Annotated in this window: 24 protein-coding genes; 18 read left to right on the top strand and 6 right to left on the bottom strand. The window is 75.5% G+C overall.

The window, feature by feature from the left end; translation table 11 throughout:
- The first annotated feature begins 61 nt into the window (after positions 1 to 61).
- The 7 genes from AAHH18_RS14365 (at position 62) to AAHH18_RS14335 (ending at position 10,031) form a co-directional block, all read left to right on the top strand.
- On the top strand, positions 62 to 1,336 hold the full coding sequence (locus AAHH18_RS14365; RefSeq protein WP_283321543.1) for an MFS transporter: 1,275 nt from the start codon (positions 62 to 64) through the stop codon (positions 1,334 to 1,336).
- Positions 1,336 to 2,550 (top strand): M20 metallopeptidase family protein, encoded by a 1,215-nt coding sequence (locus tag AAHH18_RS14360; protein ID WP_283321542.1) that lies wholly within the window; start codon positions 1,336 to 1,338, stop codon positions 2,548 to 2,550. Before AAHH18_RS14365 ends, AAHH18_RS14360 begins: the two co-directional genes overlap by 1 nt.
- 124 nt (positions 2,551 to 2,674) lie before the next feature.
- Positions 2,675 to 3,958: an EAL and HDOD domain-containing protein gene (locus AAHH18_RS14355; protein WP_283321541.1), complete on the top strand. Its 1,284-nt coding sequence runs from the start codon at positions 2,675 to 2,677 to the stop codon at positions 3,956 to 3,958.
- Between the two features lie 128 nt (positions 3,959 to 4,086).
- Complete coding sequence (locus tag AAHH18_RS14350; protein WP_222171326.1) at positions 4,087 to 4,470, top strand: cold-shock protein; 384 nt, start codon at positions 4,087 to 4,089, stop codon at positions 4,468 to 4,470.
- Between the two features lies 1 nt (position 4,471).
- A complete protein-coding gene (locus AAHH18_RS14345; protein WP_343302076.1) occupies positions 4,472 to 5,356 on the top strand; it encodes a DUF3027 domain-containing protein in 885 nt (294 codons plus the stop codon).
- A complete protein-coding gene (locus tag AAHH18_RS14340) occupies positions 5,353 to 8,802 on the top strand; it encodes an ATP-binding protein (protein ID WP_343302075.1) in 3,450 nt (1,149 codons plus the stop codon). The genes AAHH18_RS14345 and AAHH18_RS14340 overlap by 4 nt, the downstream gene beginning before the upstream one ends.
- Entirely contained in the window at positions 8,799 to 10,031 is a 1,233-nt protein-coding gene (locus AAHH18_RS14335) for an MFS transporter (protein WP_343302074.1), read from the top strand. The genes AAHH18_RS14340 and AAHH18_RS14335 overlap by 4 nt, the downstream gene beginning before the upstream one ends.
- Positions 10,032 to 10,062: 31 nt before the next feature.
- On the opposite strand, the gene AAHH18_RS14330 is transcribed toward AAHH18_RS14335, so the two are convergent.
- From AAHH18_RS14330 to flgN, 6 genes are read right to left on the bottom strand one after another with little or no spacing between them, the layout of a single operon-like run.
- Entirely contained in the window at positions 10,063 to 10,305 is a 243-nt protein-coding gene (locus tag AAHH18_RS14330) for a DUF2530 domain-containing protein (protein ID WP_283321537.1), read from the bottom strand.
- A gap of 58 nt (positions 10,306 to 10,363) precedes the next feature.
- Complete coding sequence (locus AAHH18_RS14325) at positions 10,364 to 11,608, bottom strand: EAL and HDOD domain-containing protein (protein ID WP_343302073.1); 1,245 nt, start codon at positions 11,606 to 11,608, stop codon at positions 10,364 to 10,366.
- A 24-nt stretch (positions 11,609 to 11,632) separates the two neighbouring features.
- The gene (locus tag AAHH18_RS14320; RefSeq protein WP_283321535.1) at positions 11,633 to 12,058 is read right to left on the bottom strand and encodes a flagellar assembly protein FliW; all 426 of its coding nucleotides are present in this window, start codon (positions 12,056 to 12,058) and stop codon (positions 11,633 to 11,635) included.
- Entirely contained in the window at positions 12,055 to 12,957 is a 903-nt protein-coding gene (flgL, locus tag AAHH18_RS14315; protein WP_283321534.1) for a flagellar hook-associated protein FlgL, read from the bottom strand. Before flgL ends, AAHH18_RS14320 begins: the two co-directional genes overlap by 4 nt.
- Positions 12,954 to 14,372 carry a flagellar hook-associated protein FlgK gene (gene flgK, locus AAHH18_RS14310; RefSeq protein WP_283321533.1) on the bottom strand — a complete coding sequence of 473 codons (1,419 nt, stop codon included), beginning with the start codon at positions 14,370 to 14,372 and terminating at the stop codon, positions 12,954 to 12,956. Before flgK ends, flgL begins: the two co-directional genes overlap by 4 nt.
- Before the next feature lie 46 nt (positions 14,373 to 14,418).
- Positions 14,419 to 14,904: a flagellar export chaperone FlgN gene (gene flgN, locus AAHH18_RS14305; RefSeq protein WP_283321532.1), complete on the bottom strand. Its 486-nt coding sequence runs from the start codon at positions 14,902 to 14,904 to the stop codon at positions 14,419 to 14,421.
- 368 nt (positions 14,905 to 15,272) lie between these two features.
- Between flgN and AAHH18_RS14300 the strand changes: the two genes are divergently transcribed.
- The 11 genes from AAHH18_RS14300 to AAHH18_RS14250 form a co-directional block, all read left to right on the top strand.
- Entirely contained in the window at positions 15,273 to 16,145 is an 873-nt protein-coding gene (locus AAHH18_RS14300; protein WP_343302072.1) for a sigma-70 family RNA polymerase sigma factor, read from the top strand.
- 243 nt (positions 16,146 to 16,388) lie between these two features.
- Positions 16,389 to 17,582, top strand: coding sequence for a flagellin N-terminal helical domain-containing protein (locus AAHH18_RS14295; RefSeq protein ID WP_343302071.1), 1,194 nt, complete (start codon positions 16,389 to 16,391; stop codon positions 17,580 to 17,582).
- A 129-nt stretch (positions 17,583 to 17,711) separates the two neighbouring features.
- On the top strand, positions 17,712 to 19,070 hold the full coding sequence (fliD, locus tag AAHH18_RS14290; RefSeq protein ID WP_283321529.1) for a flagellar filament capping protein FliD: 1,359 nt from the start codon (positions 17,712 to 17,714) through the stop codon (positions 19,068 to 19,070).
- Positions 19,071 to 19,098: 28 nt separating this feature from the next.
- Entirely contained in the window at positions 19,099 to 19,551 is a 453-nt protein-coding gene (locus AAHH18_RS14285; protein WP_343302070.1) for a flagellar export chaperone FliS, read from the top strand.
- Positions 19,552 to 19,570: 19 nt separating this feature from the next.
- Complete coding sequence (locus tag AAHH18_RS14280; RefSeq protein ID WP_283321526.1) at positions 19,571 to 19,978, top strand: hypothetical protein; 408 nt, start codon at positions 19,571 to 19,573, stop codon at positions 19,976 to 19,978.
- A gap of 242 nt (positions 19,979 to 20,220) precedes the next feature.
- Positions 20,221 to 20,562 carry a flagellar basal body rod protein FlgB gene (locus tag AAHH18_RS14275; protein ID WP_343302093.1) on the top strand — a complete coding sequence of 114 codons (342 nt, stop codon included), beginning with the start codon at positions 20,221 to 20,223 and terminating at the stop codon, positions 20,560 to 20,562.
- Positions 20,562 to 20,966, top strand: a complete 405-nt coding sequence (locus AAHH18_RS14270; protein WP_283321525.1) for a flagellar basal body rod protein FlgC — start codon at positions 20,562 to 20,564, stop codon at positions 20,964 to 20,966. The genes AAHH18_RS14275 and AAHH18_RS14270 overlap by 1 nt, the downstream gene beginning before the upstream one ends.
- Positions 20,967 to 20,968: 2 nt before the next feature.
- Complete coding sequence (locus tag AAHH18_RS14265) at positions 20,969 to 21,304, top strand: flagellar hook-basal body complex protein FliE (protein ID WP_459349144.1); 336 nt, start codon at positions 20,969 to 20,971, stop codon at positions 21,302 to 21,304.
- Complete coding sequence (gene fliF, locus AAHH18_RS14260) at positions 21,304 to 22,899, top strand: flagellar basal-body MS-ring/collar protein FliF (RefSeq protein ID WP_343302069.1); 1,596 nt, start codon at positions 21,304 to 21,306, stop codon at positions 22,897 to 22,899. Before AAHH18_RS14265 ends, fliF begins: the two co-directional genes overlap by 1 nt.
- The gene (gene fliG / locus AAHH18_RS14255) at positions 22,899 to 23,903 is read left to right on the top strand and encodes a flagellar motor switch protein FliG (RefSeq protein ID WP_343302068.1); all 1,005 of its coding nucleotides are present in this window, start codon (positions 22,899 to 22,901) and stop codon (positions 23,901 to 23,903) included. Before fliF ends, fliG begins: the two co-directional genes overlap by 1 nt.
- Positions 23,893 to 24,084: hypothetical protein (locus AAHH18_RS14250; protein ID WP_343302067.1), on the top strand; the 192-nt coding region annotated here is incomplete at its 3' end. The genes fliG and AAHH18_RS14250, both read left to right, overlap by 11 nt.

Genomic DNA, 24,084 nt, shown 5'->3' with positions numbered 1-24,084 from the left:
GATGCGGTGCACCGCGCGCCGACCCGGTGCGCCGGTGCGACGGGAGGCAGCGGTGGCGGGTGTGCGCCGGACGCGCGTGGTGGTCGCGAGCACGGCGGGGATCTTCGTCGAGTCGCTGGACTGGACGATGTACGGCCTGCTGGCGCCGTACTTCGCCGGGCAGGTGTTCCCCGGGGACGACCCGGTGACGAAGGTGCTCGGCGCGTACGCGGTGTTCGCGATCGGGTTCGTGGCCCGGCCGGTCGGGTCGTACCTCATGGGGCGGGTCACCGACACCCGCGGCCGCCGGACCGGGCTGCTGGTGTCCGTCTCGCTGATCGCCGTCGGCTCGGCCCTGATCGCCGCGGCACCGACCTACGCCGTCGCGGGGTGGTGGGCCGCGGTCGTCGTGGTCGCCGCCCGGGTGCTGCAGGGCATCGCGATGGGCGGCGAGGTCGCGACGGCCGCGACGTACGTGGTCGAGGTCGCGCCCGCGGACCGGCGGCACCGGTACGGGGCGTTCGCGTACTCCGGGGACGCCCTCGGGACGCTCGGCGCGACGGTCGTGCTCGCCGTGCTGCTGGGCGTGCTCGGGGCGGACGCCGTGCGGGACGGCGGCTGGCGGGTCGCGTTCGTCGTCGCCGCGCTCTGCGGGCTGCTCGCGCTGTGGATCCGGCGCGGCGTGCCCGAGTCGGAGGTGTTCGAGCGGTCCCGCGCGGCCGGCCTGCAGGCGCCCGGGCCGCTGCTGCGCGCCCACGCCGGGCGGATGGCGCTCGCGTTCATGCTCACCATCGGCTCCACCATGGGCGTGTACTTCGGGTCCGTGTACCTGCCGGAGTTCGCCGGCCACACCGGCCGCTACACCGAGGCCCAGGCCACGTCGCAGCACACGGTCGCGCTCGTCTGCCTGCTGGTCGCGATGATCGCCTCCGGGTTCCTCGCCGACCGGTTCGGGCCGCTCGCGCTGATCCGCACCGGGTTCACGGCCGCGGCGGTGCTCGTCGTGCCGCTGATGCTGGGGCTGGCGTCCGGGGTGCTGCCGTACGTGGTCGCCGCGCCGCTGCTCACGACCTGCGTCGGGCTGCAGCTCGGCGTCACCCCCGTCGCCGGTGCGCGGCTGTTCCCGGTGCCGATCCGCGCCGTGGGGCTGGGCGTGCCCGCCGGGGCCGCCATCGCCCTGTTCGGCGGTACGTTCCTGTTCGTGGCCGAGTGGTTGATCGCGCAGGACGCGCTGCGCCTCGTGCCCGTCTACGCCGCCGTCGGCCTCACGGTCTCCGCCGTCGGGTCGTGGCTGGTGTCCGAGCGCCTCATGTACCCCGCCGACACCCCGGCGGAGCCCGCTGCCCTGGAGGTCTGATGCTCGACCCCGCCGTCCTGACCGCGCTGCGCGAGGAGGCCGCCGCCCAGCTCCCGGAGGTCGTCGCCCTGCGGCACGCGCTGCACCGCACCCCGGAGCTCGGCCTGGACCTGCCGCGCACGCAGGCGCTCGTGCTCGAGGCGCTCGCGCCGCTCGACCTGGAGGTCGCGACCGGCACCGGGCTGACGTCCGTCGTCGCGGTGCTGCGCGGCGGGCGCCCCGGCCCCGCGGTGCTGCTGCGCGGCGACATGGACGCGCTGCCGGTCACCGAGGACTCCGGCGAGCCGTTCGCCTCCGAGAACCCCGGCGTCATGCACGCGTGCGGGCACGACCTGCACGTCGCAGGGCTGGTCGGCGCGGCGCGGCTGCTCGCGGCGCGGCGCGACACGCTGCCCGGCTCGGTCGTGCTGATGTTCCAGCCGGGTGAGGAGGGCGACCACGGCGCCCGGCACATGATCGACGAGGGCGTGCTCGACGCGGCCGGCGAGCGGGTGGTCGCCGCGTACGGGCTGCACGTGCTGTCGGCCCTGCTGCCCGCCGGTCTGGTCACCTCCCGGCCCGGCACGATGCTCGCGGCCGCCGACACGGTGCACGTCACGGTCCACGGCCGGGGCGGCCACGGCTCCATGCCGCACCTCGCGCAGGACCCCGTGCCCGTCGCGGCCGAGATCGTCCTGGCCCTGCAGGCCGCGGTCACCCGGCAGTTCGACGTCTTCGACCCGGTGGTCGTCACCGTCGGGCGGATCGAGGCCGGCACCACCGACAACGTCATCCCCGCCGAGGCCCGGCTCGAGGCGACGGTCCGCACGTTCTCCGAGGCCACCCACGGGGTCGTCGCCGAGCGGCTGACGCGGGTGTGCGAGGGCGTCGCCGCCGCGCACGGCCTGTCCGTCACGGTCGACTACCGGCCGGGGTACCCGGTCACGTCGAACACCCCCGGCGAGGTCGAGCGCGCCGCGGGCCTCACCCGCGCGCTGTTCGGCGAGGCGGCCTACTACCCGGCGCCGCAGCCGCTTCCCGGGGCGGAGGACTTCTCGTACGTCCTGCAGCAGGTGCCCGGCACGTACCTGGGCCTCGGGGCGACCCCCGCGGGGCTGGACCCCGCGACGGCCGCGTACAACCACGCGGCCCAGGCCCGGTTCGCCGACGAGGCGCTCGCGGTCGGCCCGGCGGTGCTCGCCGCGCTCGCGCTGGACCGCCTCGCGGAGGGCTGAGCGGTGGGCTGAGCAGCGGCGCCACCCGTCCGGGTGCTCAGGTCCCGGGCGTCGGTGCCGATCAGCAGGGTGTCAACGCCCTCGCGCGGCCCTGGGAGCGCGCGCGCCGACCGGAAGGGACCCCATGGCCCCGATCACCGCCGGGCACCTGCCCGGGGCGACGCACGAGGTGTGCGTCGCGCGCCAGGGCATCTACGACGTGCTCAGCCGCCCGATCGGCCACGAGCTGCTGTTCCGCGCGAGCTCCGACGCCGTCGAGTCCGGCGTCCGCCCCGGCATCGACGACAACCGCGCGACCGCGACGGTCATCGTCGCGACGCTCACCGAGTTCGGCGTCGAGGACCTCGCGGGCAGCGGCGACCTGTTCGTCAACGTGCCCCGGTCCTTCATCGTGGACGAGCTGCCGGTGGCGCTCGACCCGCACCGCGTCGTCCTCGAGGTGCTCGAGCAGGTGCCCGCGGACGAGGAGGTGGTCGCGGGCGTCGAGCGGCTGCGCCGGCTCGGCTTCGGCATCGCGCTGGACGACTTCGTGCCCGGCGACGCGCGCTGGCCGCTGCTGCCGCTGTGCGACTACGTCAAGGTCGACATGTCGGACGTGGGCGACCGGCTCGCGGAGTTCGCCGCGCAGCTGCGCGAGGAGGCGCCGACCGCCGCCCTGGTCGCGGAGCACGTGGAGGACGAGGACGACTTCCTCGCCGCCCAGGACGCCGGGTTCGACCTGTTCCAGGGCTACCACTTCCGGCGCCCGACGGTGCTGACCCGGCCCGCGCTCGCCCACCACGCGATGGTCGCCGGCCGGCTGCTCGTCCAGCTCGGCGACCCGCAGGTGTCCTACCGCCGGCTGGCCCGGCTCACCGCGGCCGACCCGGCGATCGCGCTCAAGGTGTTCCGGGTCGTGAACAGCGTCTCGGGCGCGGGGCGGACCGTCCGCAACCTGCACCAGGCGCTCGTGCTGCTGGGGCGGGAGCGGTTCCGGGCGATGCTCGTGCTGGAGGTGCTCGCCACCGCCGGCCACCACGACGACGAGATCCCCCTGATGGCGCTGGCCCGCACGCGCGCCGCCGAGATCCTCGCCCCGCAGGACCCGCTCGAGGCGTCGACCGAGGCCCTGGTGCGCATCGTCTCCGAGCTGCTCGACGTCCCCGTGGCGGACCTGGACCCGGAGCTGCACCGCTCGCAGCCCAGCGCCCGCGTGGTCGCGGCCTGCGACGTGCTCGACGCGTACCTCGACGCCATCGCCGAGGAGCACTCGCCGAGCATCCGCTCCCCGTACTCCGCGCTGCACGTGTCGCTGGTGTACCTGACCGCGCTGCGCGAGGCCCGGGCGCTGCTCGCCACCGTGTACCAGCCGGTGCCGCGGCTGCAGGCCCTGGACGGCGAGCCGGACGACGGCGTGGCGTTCGCCTGACCCGGGACGCCCCCCGCGGCCCCGGGCGTCGCGCCCGCGGCGGAGCGGGCGTGGGCGGGTGGCGCGACCGGTAGCCTGGTGACGTGCGGGCGGTCCGCGCGCTTCCGACGACACACCAGGGGATCGCAGTGCCCACCGGCAAGGTCAAGTGGTTCGACACCGATCGCGGGTTCGGCTTCATCGCCGCCGACGACGGCACCGAGGTGTTCCTGCACGCGTCCGCCCTGCCCGCCGGCATCGGCTCGCCGAAGCCCGGCACCCGCGTCGACTTCGGCGTCGCGGACGGCCGCCGCGGCCCGCAGGCGCTGTCCGTCAAGCTGCTCGACCCGGTGCCGTCGGTCGTGAAGGCCGCGCGCAAGCCCGCCGACGACATGGCGGTCATCGTCGAGGACCTCATCAAGGTGCTCGACCGCGTCGGCAACGACCTGCGCCGCGGCCGCTACCCCGAGAAGTCCCGCGCCGGCCAGGTCTCCGCCCTGCTGCGCGCCGTCGCCGACGACCTCGAGGCCTGAGATGGCGACGGCGACCCAGGACGCGGTGCTCGGCGGCGCCGTCGACCTCGCCCGCGAGGCGGCCCTCGACCTCGCGGAGCACCCCGAGGACGTCGGCGAGCACCTCGGGTACACGGTCGAGGCCGACCGCCTCGTCTCGCACCGCTTCGCCTGCACCGCGAAGGGCTACCGCGGCTGGGTGTGGACGGTCACGCTGTCGCGCGTGCCGCGCGCCCGCAAGGCCACCGTGTGCGAGGCGGTCCTGCTGCCCGGCGACGACGCCGTCCTGGCGCCGGCGTGGGTGCCGTGGGAGGAGCGCCTGCGCCCCGGTGACATCGGCCCCGGCGACGTGCTGCCGTTCCGCGCCGACGACCCCCGCCTGGAGCCCGGCTTCACGCCGACCGGCGACCCGGAGGTGGACGAGGTCGCGATCGGCGAGCTCGCGCTGGCCCGCAACCGGGTGCTGTCGCCCGTCGGCATCGCGGAGGCCGCCGAGCGCTGGTACCGCGGCCGGCAGGGCCCGGCGACCGCCGGGTCCGTCGCGTCCGCCGAGCCCTGCATGACGTGCGGGTTCCTGGTGCCGCTGCAGGGTCCGCTCGGCACGGTGTTCGGCGTCTGCGTCAACGAGTGGTCGCCCGACGACGGCAAGGTCGTCGCGCTCGAGCACGGCTGCGGCGCCCACTCGGAGACCGACGTCGAGCCGCGGCCCTCGGAGTGGCCGGACGTGCCCGTGACCCGTGACCTCGTGCTGGAGCCGACCTCGGGCACCGGGGACGCCGGGGCGGGGACGACCGCCGACGGGGTCGCGCCCGGGGCCGACGACACGGCCGCGACCGGGGACGACGCCACCGGGACCACCCCGGACGCCGGGGCCGACGAGGCCCCCGCCACGCAGCCGGGGCCGTGACCGCCGACGTCCTCGGCACGCGCGCGCTGCGCGAGCGGGTGCTCAGGACGTGGCGCACGGACCCGGCGCGGCTGCGCGAGGACGCGAACACCGAGGAGGACCACGCCCGCGGCTACTACCGCGACCGCGTGGTGGTGGAGCTGGCGCAGAACGCGGCCGACGCCGCCGTCCGCGCCGGTGTGCCCGGGCGGCTGCTGCTGCGGCTGACCGCGGCGGACGCCGACGCCCCGTCCGCGCAGGACGGGGACGGGGACGGTCGCGGACCCGGCGAGGGGTCCGGGCCCGACGGGGACGCGGTGCCTGGTGGGGACGCGGCGCCGGCCCGGGGCGCGGTGCCCGCTGGGGACGCGGTGCCGGGCGGGGGCGCGGCGGTCCTCGTCGCGGCGAACACGGGCGCGCCGCTGGACGCGGCGGGCGTGGCGTCGCTCGCGTCGATGCGCGCGTCCTCGTCGCGCGACTGGGGCGGGCCGGCGACGGGGGGCGGGCTGGTCGGGCGCTTCGGCGTGGGGTTCGCCGCGGTGCGCGCGGTGTCCGACGAGCTCGCGGTGCTCTCCACCTCCGGGGCGGTGCGGTTCTCGCTCGCGGAGACACGCCGGGACCTCGCGCTCGCCGCGGCCGGCGAGCCCCGGCTGGCCGAGGAGGTGGCCCGGCGCGAAGGCTCGCTGCCCGCGCTGCGGCTGCCCCGGGAGCACGCGGGCCGCCCGCCCGGCGGGTACGACACGGCGGTCGTCCTGGCGCTGCGCGACGAGGAGGCCGTCGACGCCGTGCGGCGGATGCTGGCCGAGGTCGGCGACACGCTGCTGCTCGCCCTGCCGGCGCTCACGGAGGTCGTCGTCGAGGACGACCTGGCCGGGACGCGGCGGCGCGTGGCCGACCTGGACCGGCGGTGGCGGCGGCGCACGGCGGAGGGTGAGCTCGACCCGGCCCTCGTCGCCGACCGGCCCGTGGAGGAGCGCGGCCGCCGCGGGTGGCGCGTCACGTGGGCGCTGCCGCGGGACGGGCGGGCGCCGGCGCCGGGGGCCGGGCGTGCCCCGGCCGTGCTGCACGCGCCGACGCCGACCGACGACCCCCTCGACCTGCCGGCCCTGCTCGTCGCGACGCTGCCGCTGGACCCGACCCGCCGGCGTGCGGCGCGCGGCCGGGCGACGGACGCGCTGCTCGACGTCGCGGGCGACCTGTACGCGCTGCTGGCGTCCGACGTGGCGTCCGACGGCGGGGACGCCCTGCGGCTGGTCCCGCTCGGTCTGCCGGCGGGTGAGGTCGATGCGGCCCTGCGCCCGCGGCTGCTCGACGCCCTGTCCCGCACCCCGCTCCTGCCGGCGGCCGCCCCCGAGAGGCCGGCAGGCGGGCGTGGTGCCGGCGGCGACGCCCCGGGTCCTGGCCTCTCGGCGGACGGCGCGGGCGGCAGCGGCGCCACCGCGGAGCTGGTCGAGCCGGGGCGGGCCGTCGCGCTCGCGGGGCCGGCCGCGGCGGAGCTGACGCGGGCGCTGGCGCCGTGGTTCGGCGGGATGGTGGTGCTGCCCGAGGGCGCCCTGCCGGCTGCGCGGTCACTGGGCGTCGAGGTGCGGGAGGCTGCCGACGTCGTGGACGAGCTGCCGGCCGCGGCGAACCTGCCGCCGGCGCGCTGGCGTGCGCTGTACGGCGCCCTGGACGCCGCGGTGGGGGACCCCCTGGTGCGGGAGGCGCTCGCCGGGCTGCCGGTGCCGCTCGCGGACGGGCGCGTGGTGCGCGGCGCGCGGGGCCTGCTGCTGCCCGTCGAGGGCCCGGACGACCACGAGCCGCTCGGCTCGCACGACGCGCACGACGCGCACGGCGCGCACGGCGCGCACGACGCGAACGGCGGGGCGGGCGCGGTGGCGGACGCGCTCGGCGTCCTCGGCCGCTGGGGCGTCCGGCTCGTGCACCCCGAGGCCGCGCACCCCGTGCTGGAGCGGCTCGGGGCGGCCCCCGCCGACCCGGCGGCGCTGCTGGCGCACCCGGGCGTGCGGCAGGCCGTGCTGGACCAGGCCGACGAGGACGACCTCGAGCTCGCCGGGCAGGTCACCGAGGCGGTGCTGACGCTGGTGCGCGCCGCGCTCGCCGAGGGCACGGACGCCGGTCTCGACCCCGGCGCGCCGGTGCCGGCGGGGCGCGCGGTGCTGGGCCTGCTCACGCTGCGCGACGCCGACGGGGAACCGGCGCCGGCGCACGGGCTGCTGCTCCCGGGGTCCCCCGCCGCGGCGCTGCTGGACGACCGGGTGCTGGCGCCGGTCGACCCGGCGGCGGTGGAGCGCTGGGGTCCCGCGGCGCTCGTCGCGGTGGGGGTGCGCGCCGACCTGGTGGTGCTGCGGCTCGCCGACGTCGCCACGTCCGGGCCCGACCTCGACGACGACTCCGGGCTCGTCGCGGACGGGCTCGACGGGTGGGACGACTACCTGGCCGAGGTCGCCCGGCTGCTCGGGGAGGGGGAGTCGCTGCCGGAGGTCGTCGCGGTGGCGGACCTCGACGCCGTCGACCCCGGGGCGTGGCCGCGGGTGCTCGCCCGGTTCGCGGAGCCCGGGCCGCTGCGCCGGGCGCTGCTCGACCCGGTGCGCCCGGAGGAGGGCACGGGGACCGCCCCGTCGTACACGGCGTGGTGGCTGCGGCACCGGTCGGGCCTCGTGCCGGGCGGGCCGTTCGCCGTCGCGGGTGCCGAGCCGGCCGCCACGCGGCTGCTGCCGCCGGCCCCGGAGGAGGTCGCCGGGCTGGACGACGCGGTGCTCGCCGCGCTGGGCGGCGTCGGGCGGGTGGCCGACGTGCCGGCCCCCGACTGGAACCGGCTGCTGCGGGCGGCGGCTCCGGTGGGTGCCCCCGTCGACCTCGCGCTGGCCGGGGCTGTCTGGGCGGCGTGGGCGGGACGCGCCCGGGCGTGGGCGGACGACGACGCCGCGCGGCCCGGGCTGGACGTGCTCCCCGCGCTCGTCGCCCCGGACCGGGTGGCCCTGGTGCACGCCGAGGACGTCGCGGTGGCGCCCGAGCCGATGTGGTGGCAGCGCACCGACGTGGCCGCGATGGTGCCGCCGGCGGGGCCGGTCGACCCGGACGACCTCGCGGAGGCGCTGGGGGTGCCGACCGCGGACGAGCTCGCCGACGGCGCGGTCGCGCAGGAGGACGGCGACGACGCCGGCGCGCTGAGCACCACGCCGCCCGCCGTGCGGACGCTGCTGCCGGGCGCCCCGCCCACCTGGGTGGAGCACGAGTCGCTGCGGGTGGACGGCGTGCCGGTCGACTGGTGGGTCGAGGGGGAGGGCCCGGAGGCGGTCGTGCACGCGACGCACCTCGCGGGCCTGGCGCGCGGGCTCGCCCAGGCCGCCGGGGCGTGGTCCCTGCGGCACGCCGTCGAGCTGGTGCTGCTCGAGCCGGAGCGGGCGGCCGAGCTCGCCGTGGAGCAGGCGGGCGACGGTCGCGGCATGATGACGGGGCGATGACCCGCTCCCTCCTGACCTCCGCGTACCTGCCCGCCCTGCTCTACGAGACGGGGCTCGGCGCCGTCACCCCGGTGGTCGCCCTGGTCGCCGCGGAGCTCGGTGCGGGCCTCGACCGCGCCGCGCTGGTCGTCGCGCTCGTCGGCGTCGGCCAGATCCTCGGGGACGTCCCGGCCGGGGCGCTCGCCGCCCGCGTGGGCGACCGCCGCGCGATGATCGTGGCCGCGGGGGTCGCCTGCGTCGCGCTGGTGACGTGCGCGCTCGCGCCCACGCTCCCGGTGCTCGGCGCGGGGGTGCTGGTGATGGGGGCCGCCTCCGCGGTGTTCCACCTGGCCCGGCAGGCGTACCTCACGGAGGCCGTGCCGGTCGTGAACCGGGCTCGCGCGCTGTCGACGCTGGGCGGGGTCGCGCGGATCGGCGTGTTCCTCGGGCCGTTCCTCGGCGCCGGGGTGCTGCACCTCGGCGGCCTGCGGTCCGTGTTCTGGCTCGCCGTCGTCACGAGCGTGGCGGCGGCGCTCGTCGTCGGCCTCGCGGGCGACCCGGACGACCCGCACGGCGCCCCGCGCCCCCGCGCCACCGTGTCGACCGCCACGCTGGTGCGGCGGCACGCGCGGCTGCTGGCGACGCTCGGCGTGGCGGTCGTCCTGGTCGGCGCCGTGCGCTCCACGCGTCAGGTCGTGCTGCCGCTGTGGTCGGAGCACCTGGGCCTGTCGCCCGCGACCACCAGCCTGGTGTTCGGGATCTCCGGCGCGGTCGACATGCTGCTGTTCTACCCGGCGGGCAGGGTGATGGACCGCCGCGGCCGGCTGTGGGTGGCGGTGCCGTCGATGCTGGTGCTGGGCGGTGCGATCGCGGCGCTGCCGCTGACGGACTCCCTCGCGGGGCTCACCGTGGTGGCGATGGTCATGGGGTTCGGGAACGGCATCGGCTCGGGCATCCTCATGACGCTCGGCGCGGACGTCGCACCACCGGACGCCCGGGCGCAGTTCCTCGGGGTGTGGCGGGTGTTCCAGGACTCCGGCGCGGCGGCCGGCCCGCTGGTCGTCTCCGCGGTGGCGGCGGCCGGCAGCCTCGCCGCGGGCATCGTGACGATGGGGGCCGCGGGCGTGCTGTCGGCGGCCGCGCTCGCGGCGTTCGTGCCCCGGTGGTCGGAGCACGCGACCGGCCGGACGCGCGCGCGAGCGGCGGAGGCCCGGGCCGCGCGCGAGGCCGCCCGCACGGACGACGCCTGACGGTGCCGTCAGGGCTGTGCCGGCGAGGCCGTCAGCGCCCGGGCCGGCGGCGGCTCCAGCCGAGCCCCAGGACCCCCAGCACCGCGCCGACCGCGCACGTCCACACGCCGAGCGGCCCGGCGGCCCCGGTGAGCCACAGCACCAGCGCGACCACCAGCGCCGTCAGCCAGACCGCGATCCCGACGAGGAACACCGGCCGCAGGCTGACGGGCACGGGGTCGGGTGCGGGCTTGCGCTGCTCGGGGCGCAGGGCGAGGCGGATGAACGACGGCACGGGACCACCCTAGGCCGTGCGGGACGGCGCCCTGCCCGTGCCGCCCGGGACCGCGTGGTCAGTCGCCGAACGCCAGCGCCGTGGCCGTGCCGAGCGCCTGGGGGACCGCCGCCAGGTAGGCGTGGGCGACGTCCCACGGCTCGAGCCCGGTGGCCAGCACGCCCTCGGTGTCGTTCTCCTCGTGCGCCAGGACCGCGGCCAGGACCTTCCCGAGCCGGCCCTCGTGCCGCAGCAGCGCGCCCGCGAGGGCGCCGGAGACGCCGGTGCGCTCGACGAGCTCGCCGAGGTCCAGGGACTGCTGCGCCGCCACGGCGGACAGCAGCCCGACGGTGTACCCGGCGTCGTCGCCGGCGAGCGCGTGGCACGCCGTGGCGCGCGTCAGGACGGACCACAGCGACGCCACGGACGTCGGCCGCGCCTGGATGAGGGACGCGATGGCCAGGGCGTGCAGCTGCCGCGGCCCGACGAGCACGACGGCCTGCTGCACGGAGTCGATCTCCCGGCGCAGGCCGAACGCCGAGGAGTTGACCAGGTGGAGAACCCGCATGGACAGCTCGGGGTCGGCGGCGACGGTCCGCACGACGGCGTGCTGGTCGACGGGGTCCTGCCCGAGGACGCGCACGAGTTCCAGGCACTGCAGCTCGCCGGCGGAGAACGTCCGGCGCACCGGCGGGGTGTCGCGCTGGAACATCGGGCCCTGCAGCAGGTCGGCGCCGAGGGACATTGCCAGCGCGACCCGCTCGGCGTCGTCCGCGTGCTCGCCGACCACGGTGGCGCCGGCGGCGTGCGCGCGGGAGACGAGGTCGGCCAGCTGGTCGGGTCCCCGGCGCAGGTCGACCTTGACCAGCGACGCCCGCGGGAGCAGGCGGTCCTGGGGCAGGGAGCCGTCGTAGTCGGCCAGGGCGACGCGCGAGCCGCGGGCGGTCGTGGCGGCGACCAGCGCGTCGGCCTCGGGGTGCCGCGTCAGGGCGGGCGTGACCTCCAGGACGAGGCGCGCGGCGTCGTACCAGACGGCCACCGAGCCGGACAGGAGCCCGGTGGTGGCGCGCAGCAGCACGGGCCGGTCGTCGGCGAGGCCCGTGAGGTCCAGGCGCCGGTACGCGGTCTCGACGGCGGGCTCGGTGACGTCCTCCGGCAGCGGGACGCCGGACGGTCCGCCGACGCGCACGTGCACGGCGTAGCCGAAGACGCTCCGGTCGGGGTGGACGACCGGCTGGCGCAGCACGGTGGTCTCGCCGCCGCCGATGGGCCCGGCGGCGCGCGGACCCGCCGGCGCGACGTCGTCACCGAGGGGGGAGGTCATGGCGGGCTCCTGCGGGAGGGGAGGTCAGGCGGCCGGGGCGAGCGGCGCGCGCAGCGGCCAGTCCTCGGTGAGGACGGTCTGCACGGCCGTCCCGCTCACGGGGTCCAGGACCAGGGGGGCGAGGAGGTTCGCGGTCGGCGGCTCGCCGCCCTCCGCGGGGCGGACCACGACGAGGCGCACCGCGTGGGCGCGGTCGGTGCCGAGGGCCGTGAGCACGTCCGCGTCGAGGACGGGCGCGTACTCCGGGAAGAACACGGCCGGGTCGACGACGAAGAGCCGCACCGGGCGGGCGCCCTCGGGCTCCGAGCGCAGCGCGTAGAGCACGCCGGCGTCGTCCAGCGGGGTGAGCGTGAAGTCCTCGTAGCCCGCGAGCCCCGGCATGGGGGCCTGCAGGTGGAGGTGCTCGGGCAGGTGGGTGCGACGCGCGGCGTCGACGAGGTCAGCGGTCATCGCAGGAAGTCCAGGAGGGTCGGCTGAAGCACCTTGGCGGCGGCGCCCAGGGCGCCCTGGTACGCGACCTCCTGCGACTGGATGTCGAGGATGATCTGCGCGAGGTCGACGTCCTGGATGGCTCCGAGGCGCGTCTTGGCGGTGATCTGGTTGGCGGAGATGAGGTCCTGCGCGGAGTCGACCTGGTTCTGGCGCGCACCGTTCGACGACAGCTCCGTGAGCATGTTGTCGAGGTGCCCGTCGATCTCGTCGAGGAACGCCGAGGGGTCGAAGTCCGTGGTCGTGTCGTTGAGCGCCGCCGTGATGCGGTCGAGCACCGCGAACACCGAGTCGGTGCCCTCGCCGAAGACGGCCGAGCCGGTGCTGTCGACGCGCACCGTGGTGTCGCTCGCGACGGTGCGCTCGACGCGCGCGGTCGCGACGCCGTTGAACGTGTAGCCGCCGGCGGCGTCGCTGAACGCCTCCCCGGAGACGGTGCCCGCGAAGACGGACCGCCCCAGGTAGGTGGTGTTCGCCTGGGCCAGCAGCGACTCCCGGATGCCCTCGATCTCCTGGGCGAGCGCCGCCCGGGAGGTGGTGCCGAGCGCTCCGCTGCCGCCCTGGACCGTGAGGTTGCGGGCCTTGCGGAGCGAGGAGAGCGACGTGGTGAGCGCGCTGTCGACCGTGAGCAGCCAGGCCTCGCCGTCGGCGGCGTTCCGGCTGTACTGGTCGAGCAGCCGCTGGTCGCCCTGGATGCGCAGCACGTCGGCGGTGCCGGCGGGGTCGTCGGAGGCGACGGTGATCTTCGTGCCCGACGACATCTGCGCCTGCAGGTCGGACATCTTCTGCAGGTTGGTCTGCAGGTTGCCCAGCGTCGAGGCCCGCACCGTGAAGTGCGTGACGCGCCCGATGGTGCTCATCGGCCCACCACCCCCGTCCGGTTGATCAGCGTGTCGAGCATCTCGTCCACCGCGGTCAGCACGCGGGCTGCCCCCTCGTACGCCCGCTGGAACGCGAGCATGTTGACGGTCTCCTCGTCGGTGTCGACGGAGGTCTGCGCGAGCTGGGCGGACGCGGCGGTGGCGCGCGCGGCCTCGGCGACGGTGGCGCGGGAGGACGCGCTCGCGGACTTCACGCCGAGGTCGACGACGAACGCGGACCACAGCGAGTCGGGCCCGCCGGCGGTCTTCGCGAGCCCGGCGATCTTCTCCCCGACGGTGCCGTCGAACGCCTCCGCGGCGCTGGCGGACACCGCGATGTCGTCGGGGTCCGTGATCGCGACCGCGAGGCTCTTGGCCGGGTTGCCGGGGTCGTAGGTGAAGAAGTCGATGCCGGTGCGCCCGTCGACGGTGTAGCCGTCGTCGTGGATCGCGTTGACCTGCTCGGCGATCTGCGTGGCGAGCCCGTCGAGCTGCGCGGCCGCCCCGGTGAGGACGCCGCCGCTGCCCGCGGGGGCCAGGACGGTGAGCAGGCCGGCGACGGTGCCGCCGTCGATGCCCGCGGCGTGGCCGGTCTTCGCCCACCGGATCGTGACCGCGTCGCCGTCGACGGCGCCCTGGAACGACACGGGGCTGGTGGGGGCGACCTCGAGCGCGTTGGCGCTGCCCCCGGAGACCAGGGCGTTGCCGGCGACCATGACGTCGAGCGTGCCGTCCGCGTTGGCGCGGGTGGACGCGCCGACGAGGGACGACAGCTGCGTGACGAGCAGGTCGCGCTGGTCCATCAGCTCGTTGGCCGACCCGCCCGCGTTGCTGATCGCGAGGATGCGGGTGTTGAGGTCGGCGACGTTCGCGGCGGTGGTGTTCACCTGCGTGACGAGCGACGTGGTGGTCGTCAGCGCCTGCTGCCACTGGGTGTCGATGTCGCGGTACATCGTGCCGATCCGGTCGGCGACGGCCTTGCCGCGCTCGAGCAGCACGGAGCGGTTGGCGACGGTCCCGGAGGAGTTGGCGACGTCCGACCAGGAGGTCCAGAACGCCGTGAGGTCCTTCGAGAACCCGGTCGCGGACGGCTCGCCGATGGTGGTCTCGAGCGTCTTGTACTCGGTCGCCACGGCGGACAGCCGCGACGAGCCGGAGGTCTCGTTGCGCACGCGGGCGTCGAGGAACACGTCGCCGAGCCGCTCGATGCCGGTCACCGCGGTGCCGATGCCGACGCCGTCCGTCGTGGAGAACATCGACGGCACGGTCGCGGCGGGCAGCGAGCTCATCGCGGCGCGCTGCCGCGTGTAGCCGACCGTGTTGGCGTTGGCCACGTTCTGGCCCGACACCTCGAGCGCCTGGCGCTGCGCGATCAGGGAGCTGAGGGCGGTGCCCAGTCCGGAGAAGGTGCTCAACGGGTCCTCTTCCTCGGGTTCGTCGGGGTCGTCGGGCGCGGCCGCGTCAGAACGAGCGGTCCAGCAGCTGCGCGCTGCGGTCGGCCCCGGCGGTCGTGTGGCCCGTCGGGTCGTAGGTCTGCACCGACTCCTGCAGGGACATCAGGGTCTCCTGCGTGGCCCGGTGCGACAGGGCCAGCAGCTCGCGGTTGCCGTCGGCGAGCTGGGCGATCTCGGTGGTGAGCTGGACGAAGGCGTCGCGGTGCGCCTGCAGCAGGTCGTCCCACGGCGCCGGCGCGTGCTGGGCGAGCGTCTGCAGGGTGCTGCCGGGCTCCAGGCCCAGCTCGATCGCGACCGCGTCGGCCTCGACGGACCGGCCGAGCTCGGCGTCGCGGATCTCGTCGAGGACGGTCTCGACCTCGCGGGTGGCGTGCGCGAGCCAGCGGGTGCGGCCGCTGGTCAGCACCAGCTGCTCCTCCTCGAGCTTGAACAGCAGCAGCTCGAGCAGTCGGCGCTCGGTCCACAGGACGTCGGACAGCTCGCTCAGGGCCATGGCCGTGAGCCCCCCTTTCCGTGTGGTGGTGCGTCGCCGGTCGCCGCGGCGGTCGCCGGGCGGCACCTCCCTCCTATCGGGACGGCGGGTGAGGACCTGAGCGAAATCGGACAGGCGTGTGCCGGCCCGCGTGAGGCCCCAGGTCAGCGCGTGCGGAACGTGCGCCATACAGGTTGTCGGCGCCGCAGAGGGTGCGTTCGATGTGATCTGTGTCACACCTGGGACCAACGTCGCGGAGCTATGGGGGTCCATGTCCGGTTTGTCGGTCCGGAACGTCCGAAATGGCCGCCCAAGTCGGATAAATCGGATACCCAGGAACTTTCTGGGAATCGCTCAAGCCCGGATTCAGCGGGGCCGAGAACCGGTCCGTGAACAGCTCCGCAGCCGCCCCCGCCGCCGACGACCTCGTCGTCGCGCACATGCCGATCGTCGGCTACCACGTCAGCGAGGTCCTGGCCCGGGTCCCCGCCACGGTCAGCCGCGAGGACCTCGTGTCCGCCGGCCACCTCGCCCTCGTGCTCGCCGCCCGCGCGTACGACCCGGAGACCGGGGTGCCGTTCGCCCGGTACGCCGCGCTGCGCATCCGCGGCGCCCTCATCGACGAGCTGCGCTCGATGGACTGGGCGTCGCGCGGCGCCCGGCACCGTGCCCGCGAGCTGTCCGCCGCGAGCGACCGGCTCACCGCCGCGCTCGGCCGCACGCCCTCGCGCGAGGAGCTCGCGTCGGCGCTCGGCACCGACCTCGCCGCGGTCGACCAGGCCCGGCAGGACGCCGAGCGGCGCGTGCTGTCCATCGACGCGACCGTGCACCCGGTGGCCGAGCTCGTCCGCGACGAGGCGCCCGGCCCGGAGGAGAACGTGCTGACCGGGGAGCGGCTGCGCTACCTGCGCGCCGCGGTCGAGACGCTGCCCGACCGGCTGCGCACCGTGATCGAGGGCCTGTTCCTGCAGGACCGGTCCGTCGCGGAGCTGGCCGACGAGCTCGGCGTCACGCAGTCCCGCATCAGCCAGCTGCGCACCGAGGGCCTCGCGCTCATGCGGGACGGCCTCAACGCGAGCCTCGACCCCGACCTGGTGCCCGCGGCCGAGCGCCCCGACGGCGTGGCGGAGCGCCGCCGCCGGACGTACTTCGCCGCCGTGGCGTCCCGCGCCGCGATGACCGCCGCCAGCCACCAGGCGGACGTCGTGCGGGCCGTCCCCACGCCGTACGAGGACGACGCCCGCCGGATCGCGGCGGTCTGACGCGCACCGGAGCAGCTCACGCACGGCGCAGGGCGCCGGCCGCACACCCGCGGCCGGCGCCCTGCGTCGTCCCCGGCGCACGCGCGCGGGGCTGCGGCGGACGGGTGCGGGACGGCGGCTGACGGGTGCCCACCCGGACGGGTGAACCGGCGCGAATCCCTCAGGCCGCCCCGCCGGCGGTCGAAGGTCAGGGGTGAGCCCACGGATGGGCCACTTCGACCCGAATCAAGGAGGAAGAGAACCATGGGTCTCTCCGTCAACACCAACATCGCGGCGCTGAACGCGTACCGCAACCTGTCCAGCACCCAGAACGACCTGAGCAAGTCCCTCGAGAAGCTCTCGAGCGGCCTGCGCATCAACCGGGCTGCGGACGACGCTGCTGGTCTGGCGATCTCCGAGGGTCTGCGCGCCCAGATCGGCGGCACCACCCAGGCCGTGCGCAACGCCCAGGACGGCATCTCGGTCGTCCAGACCGCTGAAGGTGCGCTCACCGAGACGCACTCGATCCTGCAGCGCATGCGGACCCTGTCCGTCCAGGCGTCCAACGACGGTGGTCTGTCCTCCACCGCCAAGGGCAACATCCAGGACGAGATCGGCGAGCTCAAGAAGGAGCTCACCCGCATCTCGGACACCACGCAGTTCAACGGCAAGACGCTGCTGAACGGCTCCTACGAGGGCGTGTTCCAGGTCGGCGCCAACACCTCGAGCGCCGACTCGATCACGGTCGACCTGACCGCGAAGTCCATGAGCGCGGCCGGCCTCGGCGTCGACAACATCGACGTCACCTCCGGTGGCTCGACCTGGACCTTCGGCCCGGGCACGGTGGACTACGCGGGTGCGGCCCCGGCCGCCGACCTGTCGTTCGCCTTCGGCGGCAAGACCTACACGGTCGACGCCGCGTCGATCACCTGGGCCGGTGGCGGTACCGCCAACGCCAGCCAGGCGGAGGCCAACCGCAACGCGCTGCAGTCCGCCGTCGACTCCGCGCTGTCGGGCTCCGGCCTGTCGGTGAAGTTCGGCGCCTACGGCGACGTCACGGTCCAGGGCCCGGAGAAGACCGCCGCGGGTGCGGCCGTCGTCACCGGTGACCTGGTCGCGGACGTGGACGGCGCCGCCGGTGCCGACACCGCCACCTTCGCGAACGTCGCGTCCAACGCGGGTGCGACCTCGGCGATCGACGCCATCGACGCGGCCATCCAGTCCGTGTCGAAGGTCCGCTCGCAGCTCGGTGCGGTCCAGAACCGCTTCGACCACACCATCAACAACCTGAACGTCGCGGTGGAGAACCTCTCCGCGTCGGACAGCCGGATCCGTGACACGGACATGGCCTCGGAGATGGTGTCGTACACGCGGGCGTCGATCCTGTCGCAGGCCGGCACCGCGATGCTCGCCCAGGCCAAGTCGCTGCCGCAGAGCGTGCTCCAGCTCCTGCAGTGACCTGACCGCCGCCCGTCCCCGTGACGGGTGGCACCGCACGACCGGCCAGGCGGTGGGTGGACGACCGTCCGCCCACCGCCTGGCCGCATCACCACGACCGCCGACCAGCACAGCGAGGGACTGCAGACGATGGCGAGCAGCATCGGGATCGACGGCCTGATCTCCGGCCTGGACACCACCGCGATCATCGACAAGCTCATGGCGGTCGAGGCGAACCAGCAGAAGCTGCTGGCGAGCAAGAAGTCCGGCCTGCAGTCGGTGGTCTCCGCGCTGCAGTCGCTGAACACCAAGGTGTCCTCGCTCGGCACGGCCGCCGGCGCCGCCGCGAAGACCGAGTCCTGGCAGGCGGCGAAGGCGACCTCCTCGTCGACCGCCGTCACCGCCGTCACCTCGACCGGTGCGCAGCCGTCGTCGCTCGCGTTCACCGTCGACGCGGTCGCGGCCTCGCAGTCCACGCTCTACACGCTGCCCGCGCAGTACACGGACCTGCAGCCGTCGTTCACGCTGACGCGCGGCGGCGAGACCACGACCATCACGGCCCTGAGCTCGAACATCGGGGACGTCGTCGCCGCCTTCAACGCGGAGGGCACCGGCGTCACCGCGACCGCGGTCAACGTGGGCACCGCGGCCGCCCCCGTCTACAAGCTGCAGCTCACGGGCACCGAGACGGGCACCGCCAACGGGTTCACCGTCGCCGTCGGGAACCCGGCGGCGGGCCAGACCCTCACGTCGCAGCAGCTGCGCGCGGCGTCGGACGCGTCCATCACGCTCTGGCCCGACACCGCCGGCGCGACGACGGTCACCTCCGCGAGCAACACGTTCGAGGGGCTGCTCACCGGCGTCGACGTCACCGTCTCGGCCACCACCGAGGAGCCGGTCACGCTCACGGTGGCCCGGGACGCCAAGGCGATGAGCACGCTGGCGCAGAACCTCGTGACCAACCTCAACCTGGTGCTCAGCGAGATCACCAGCCGCACCACCTCGGGCACCGGCACCGCCGCCGACGGCAGCTCGATCATCACCGCCGGCCTGCTGTCCGGCGACACCACCATCCGGCTCCTGCAGCAGCAGCTGCTCGCCGCGGGTTCGACCGCGGCCGACGGCACCGACGTGGCCAGCACCGGCATCGTGCTCGGCAAGGACGGCACGTTCAGCTTCGACGCGGAGAAGTTCGCCGCGGCGTACACCGCCGACCCCACGGCGGTGCAGGACGTCGTCCAGAAGATCGCCGCCTCGCTCGAGACGGCCGCGAAGGACGCCTCCGACGCGACGGACGGCACGCTGACGACCTCCATCAAGGTCCGCGAGGACGAGGTCAAGGACCTCACCGACCGGATCGCGAGCTGGGACGACCGGCTGGCCACGCGCCGCGCCGCGCTGGTCAAGACCTACGCCGCCATGGAGGTCGCCATGTCGCAGATGCAGTCGACCTCGAACTTCCTGACCCAGCAGCTCGCGCAGCTCAACGCGAACAACTCGGCGAGCTGAGCCGCCCGATCCCGAACGGAGGGCCGTCGTGTACGACGTCCGGACCCGGTACCTCGCCGACGCGGTCGCCACCGCGGGCCCCGCGAAGCTCCTCACCATGCTCTACGACCGGCTGCTGCTCGACATGGACCGCGCCGAGGAGCGGTTCCGCGCGGGCGACCGCGTCGGCGGCACGTCCCAGCTCGGCCACGCGCAGGAGATCGTCGCGGAGCTGATGGCGAACCTCGACGTCGACGCGTGGGACGGCGCGGAGCGCCTGCTCTCGGTGTACACGTTCCTGCTGTCGGAGCTGATCGGCGCCGCCACCTCGGGCGACGCCGACCGGGTCGCGGCCTGCCGCGGCGTCGTCGCGCCGCTCGCCGAGACGTGGCGGGAGGCCGCCGCGGTGGTCGCGCAGGACGTGCCCGCCCCGCGGCCGGCGTCCCCGTTCGACACCGCCCCCGGCGGCCCGGCCGGCTCCGGGGTGCTCGGTGTCGGCTGAGGCGCCCGCGGTCGGTGCCGTGACGGCGCTGACCGAGGGCTCCGCCGTCGACGGGTACGCCGACCCCGGCACGGGCGCCGGTGGCGGCCACCGCGGGCAGGACGAGCGGGAGGCGGCCTGGGCGCGCGCGCTGGCCGAGATGGAGTCGGTCGCGGACCGGGCCGAGGCGCTGCTGCGCGCCGCCCGGTCGCCCGAGGTCGCCGCCGGGCTGGACGTCGCGGTGACGGAGCCGTGGCGCACGCCCCGCGGGCTCGGCCCCCTGCCGCTGGACCTCGCCCCCCGTGCCGCCGCCCTGGTGGAGCGGCAGCGCGACCTGGTGCGCCGCACCGCCGAGCAGCTCGGCGAGCACCGCCGCAGCCTGCGCCTCGCGGAGTCGATGCGCACCCGCCCCGCCGCGGTCCCGGTCTACCTCGACGCCGAGGCCTGACCGCCGGTCGGGCGACCCCCGGCACCCCCTCGCACCCCGCGCGGCTGGGGACGGGAGCGGGCGAAGCGGACAGACCGCGCGTATCGGCTCCCTCGCGCGGGTGACGTGGCAAGAAGTCCGCTCCGGAGCCTCAGCGCGGTCCCGTCGCCGCCGATGGGGGCAGTGAGCAGGGATCGCTCGCGCAGCAGGCCACGGACAGGCCGATCAGGACCAACCTCGGTGAGGGTGACCCTGCCATGGGCATGTTCGACTCCGTGAGCTACGTCGCGCTGAACAGCGCGCTGGACGGGCTGGCCCTGCGCCAGCGCGCGATCGCCGAGAACGTGGCGAACATCCAGACGCCCGGCTACCAGGCCAAGAAGGTCCAGTTCGAGGACGCCCTGGCCCGCGCGGTCGAGGGCGGTTCCGGGGCGGCCTCCGCCACCGTCGCCCGGTCGCTCGAGCCCACCCGCACCGACGGCAACAACGTCAACCTCGACGAGGAGACGCTGCTCAACGTCGACACGAACCTGCGCTACCAGCTCGCGACCCAGGCCGTCGACGGCACGTTCTCCAGCGTGCGCGCCGCGATGCGGACCTCCTGATGACGACCTTCGGGGCGATCGGGGTCGCCAGCACCGGCATGACCGTCTACCGCAAGTGGATCGACGCGGTCAGCGACAACCTCGCGAACATGAACAACGCGACCTCCACCACGGAGGCCGCGTACCAGGCCAAGTACGTCGTGGCGAGCGAGATCCCCACGGAGAACGGCGGCGGTGCGCAGGTCTCCGGCATCGCGCTGGGGTCCGCCGAGGGCCGCGTCGTGTACGAGCCCACCAACCCGCTGGCCGACGAGGACGGGTACGTGCGCTACCCCGACGTCGACATGGCCAGCCAGATGACCCAGCTCATCATGGCGCAGCGCGGCTACCAGGCGAACGCGGCGGTCGTGGACCGCGCGCGGGCGTCCTACGAGGCCGCGCTGCAGATCGGACGGACCTCGTGAGCATCCAGCCCGTCGGCGGCGTCTCCGGCGTCAGCCCCACCACCTACCTGTCGGCGCTGTCCGACCTGTCGGGCGCCTCCGCCACGCCGGGGGCGTCCGCCACCGGCGCCGCCGGGCTCGACGGCGGGTTCGCCGCCGCCCTCGGCGCGGTCGACCAGGTCCAGCAGCTCCAGTCCACCAGCCAGGCGCTCGCGGTCCAGGCCGTCACCGGCGACCTCGACGACGTCCACGACTACACGGTGGCGTCGTCCGAGGCGAAGCTCGCGCTCGAGCTCACCGCCGCCGTGCGCAACAAGGCCGTCGACGCGTTCACCGAGATCATGAGGATGCAGGCCTGATGCCCGCCCAGGTGAAGTCCCTGTTCGGCCGCATGAGCGGGGCCGTCAAGCAGTTCTCGCTGCCCCAGAAGACGTTCGCGGTCATCGCGGTCGCCGCGATCCTGCTCGGCGGGTTCGCCGTGTACTCGTGGGCCAGCAAGCCGACGCTCGCGCCGCTGTTCTCCGGCCTGTCCGCCACCGACGCCTCGGCCGTGGTCGACCAGCTCTCCGCGGAGGGCGTGTCCTACGAGCTCACCGACGGCGGCAGCACCGTCATGGTCCCGCAGGACAAGCTGTACGCGATGCGGCTCAAGCTCGCCGCCGCCGGGCTGCCGGCCAACGCGGAGGGCGACGGCTACTCGCTGCTCGACGGCATGTCCATGACGTCCAGCGAGTTCCAGCAGCAGACCACCTACCAGCGCGCGCTGGAGGGCGAGCTCGCCAAGACCATCGGCGCGATGTCCGGCGTCGAGGCGGCCTCCGTCAAGCTCGCGCTCCCGCAGGAGACCGTGTTCGTCTCCGAGAAGCAGGACCCGACGGCGTCGGTGTTCGTGCGCACCCGCACCGGCACCGAGCTGACCACCGACCAGGTCGAGGCGATCGTGCACCTGGTGTCCGCCGGCATCGAGGGCATGAAGGCCACGGACGTCGCGGTCGTCGACTCCACGGGCAAGGTGCTCTCCGAGGTCGGCACGGGCATCACCGCCGGCTCCGGCGACGAGGCGACGTCGGCCTACGAGCAGCGCGTCACCGGAGCGGTGCAGGCGCTGCTCGACCAGGTGGTCGGCGCCGGCAAGTCGGCCGTGACCGTCACGGCCGAGCTGAACCAGGACCAGACGCAGCGCACGTCGGAGGAGTTCTCCATCGCGGAGGACGTCCCGCCGCTGGTGTCGTCCACCACCGAGGAGACCTACACCGGCGCCGGGTCCGGCAACGCCACGGGCGTGCTCGGCCCCGACAACATCGCGGTGCCGAACGGCTCCGACAGCACCGGCGAGTACTCCAAGACCACCGAGGACGTCAGCAACGCCGTCAACAAGGTCACCGAGGTGACGAGCGTCGCCCCCGGCACGGTCCAGCGCCAGTCGCTCGCCGTCCTGGTGGACCAGACGGCCGCCGCCGGGATCGACCTCAACCAGCTCACGGCGACGCTGACCGCCGCCGCCGGCATCGACACCGAGCGGGGCGACACCATCGCGGTCCAGGCCATGGCCTTCGACACGACGAGCGCGGACGCCGCCGCCGACGCGCTCGCCGCGGCCGACGCGCAGGCCGCCGCCGACCAGCGGGCGAGCCTGCTCCGGCAGGCCGTCGTCGCCGGCGCGCTGCTGCTGCTGGTGGTCGTGATCGCGATCGTGCTGGCCCGCCGGTCGCGGCGCAGCCGGCGCGAGGCGCTCGACATCGGCGAGCTGCCGCTCGTCGACGGGCCGTCTGAGGCCGCCGAGCTCGAGGCCCCGGCGGACATCCCGCCGGCGCTGCCCGGCCCCGCCGAGGTGGACCCCGTCGCCGCGTCGCTCGCAGTCAAGCGCGCCGAGATCGCGGCGCTCGCGGACGAGCAGCCCGACGAGGTCGCGGACCTCCTGCGCGGCTGGCTGACCCCGGCCGGACGGCGCTGATGGCCACGACGCTCACCGGCACGCAGAAGGCCGCCATGCTGCTGCTGCAGCTCGGCCGCGAGCGCGCCGCCCGGGTGATGGCGCAGCTCGACGTCGCCGAGATCGAGGAGCTCACGGCCGAGATCATGCGGCTGGAGCGCGTCGACCAGACGATGGCCGACGAGGTGGTCGAGGAGTTCTACTCCGCGTCGATGATCGGCCCCGGCGTCAACGGCGGCCTCGGGCTGGCGACCCAGCTCCTCGAGGGCGCCCTCGGGCGCGACCAGGCGGCCGGCGTCATCGAGCGGCTGCAGACCTCCATGGCGGGGCAGCCGTTCGAGTTCCTCCAGAACGCCGACGCCCGGCAGGTGCTGTCCCTGCTGAACGGCGAGCACCCGCAGGCCGTGGCGCTCGTGCTCGCGCACCTGCGCCCCGAGCACGCCTCCGCGATCATGGCTGGCCTGCCCCCGGAGCAGCAGTCCGAGGTCGCGCACCGCATCGCGCTCATGGAGCGGGCCTCGCCGGACGTCGTGCAGGTGATCGCCGAGTCGATGCAGCGCAAGGCCTCGACGGTCCTGACGCCCAACGAGCTGTCCGCCGTCGGCGGCGTGCAGCCGCTGGTCGAGATCATCAACCGGGCCGACCCGACCACCGAGAAGCTCATCCTCGAGGGCCTGCAGAGCCGCGACGAGGCCCTGGCCGACGAGGTGCGCAGCCGGATGTTCGTGTTCGGCGACATCGTGCTGCTCGAGGACCGCGCGATGCAGCTCGTCCTGCGCCAGGTCGAGACCAACGAGCTGTCCGTGGCCCTCAAGGGCGCGACGCCCGAGGTGCGCGACAAGACGCTGCGCAACCTGTCCGAGCGCGCCCGGGAGAACCTCGAGGAGGAGATCGAGCTGCTCGGCCCGGTCCGCCTCTCGCAGGTCGAGGAGGCCCGCGCCGGCATCGTCCAGGTGATCCGCCGCCTCGAGGAGTCCGGCCAGATCGTGATCCGGCGCGAGGGGGAGGACGAGTATGTCTCCTGAGCACCGGTTCACCCAGGTGTTCGGCGGCGCCGCCGTCGCCGAGCCGTCGTCCCGCGCGGAGGGCTACGCCGCGGGGTACGCGGCCGGCTACGCCGCGGGCGCCCGCGAGGCCGCCCGCGCCGCCGAGGTCGAGGCCGCCCGCGTGCAGCGCGAGCGCGCCGAGGCCGACGCCCGCCGCGCC

It is taken from the genome of Cellulomonas olei (assembly GCF_039548315.1).
Lineage (GTDB): Bacteria > Actinomycetota > Actinomycetes > Actinomycetales > Cellulomonadaceae > Cellulomonas.
The sequence above is the reverse complement of the archived record's forward strand: the minus strand, read 5'-3'. Positions and strand labels throughout refer to the sequence as shown.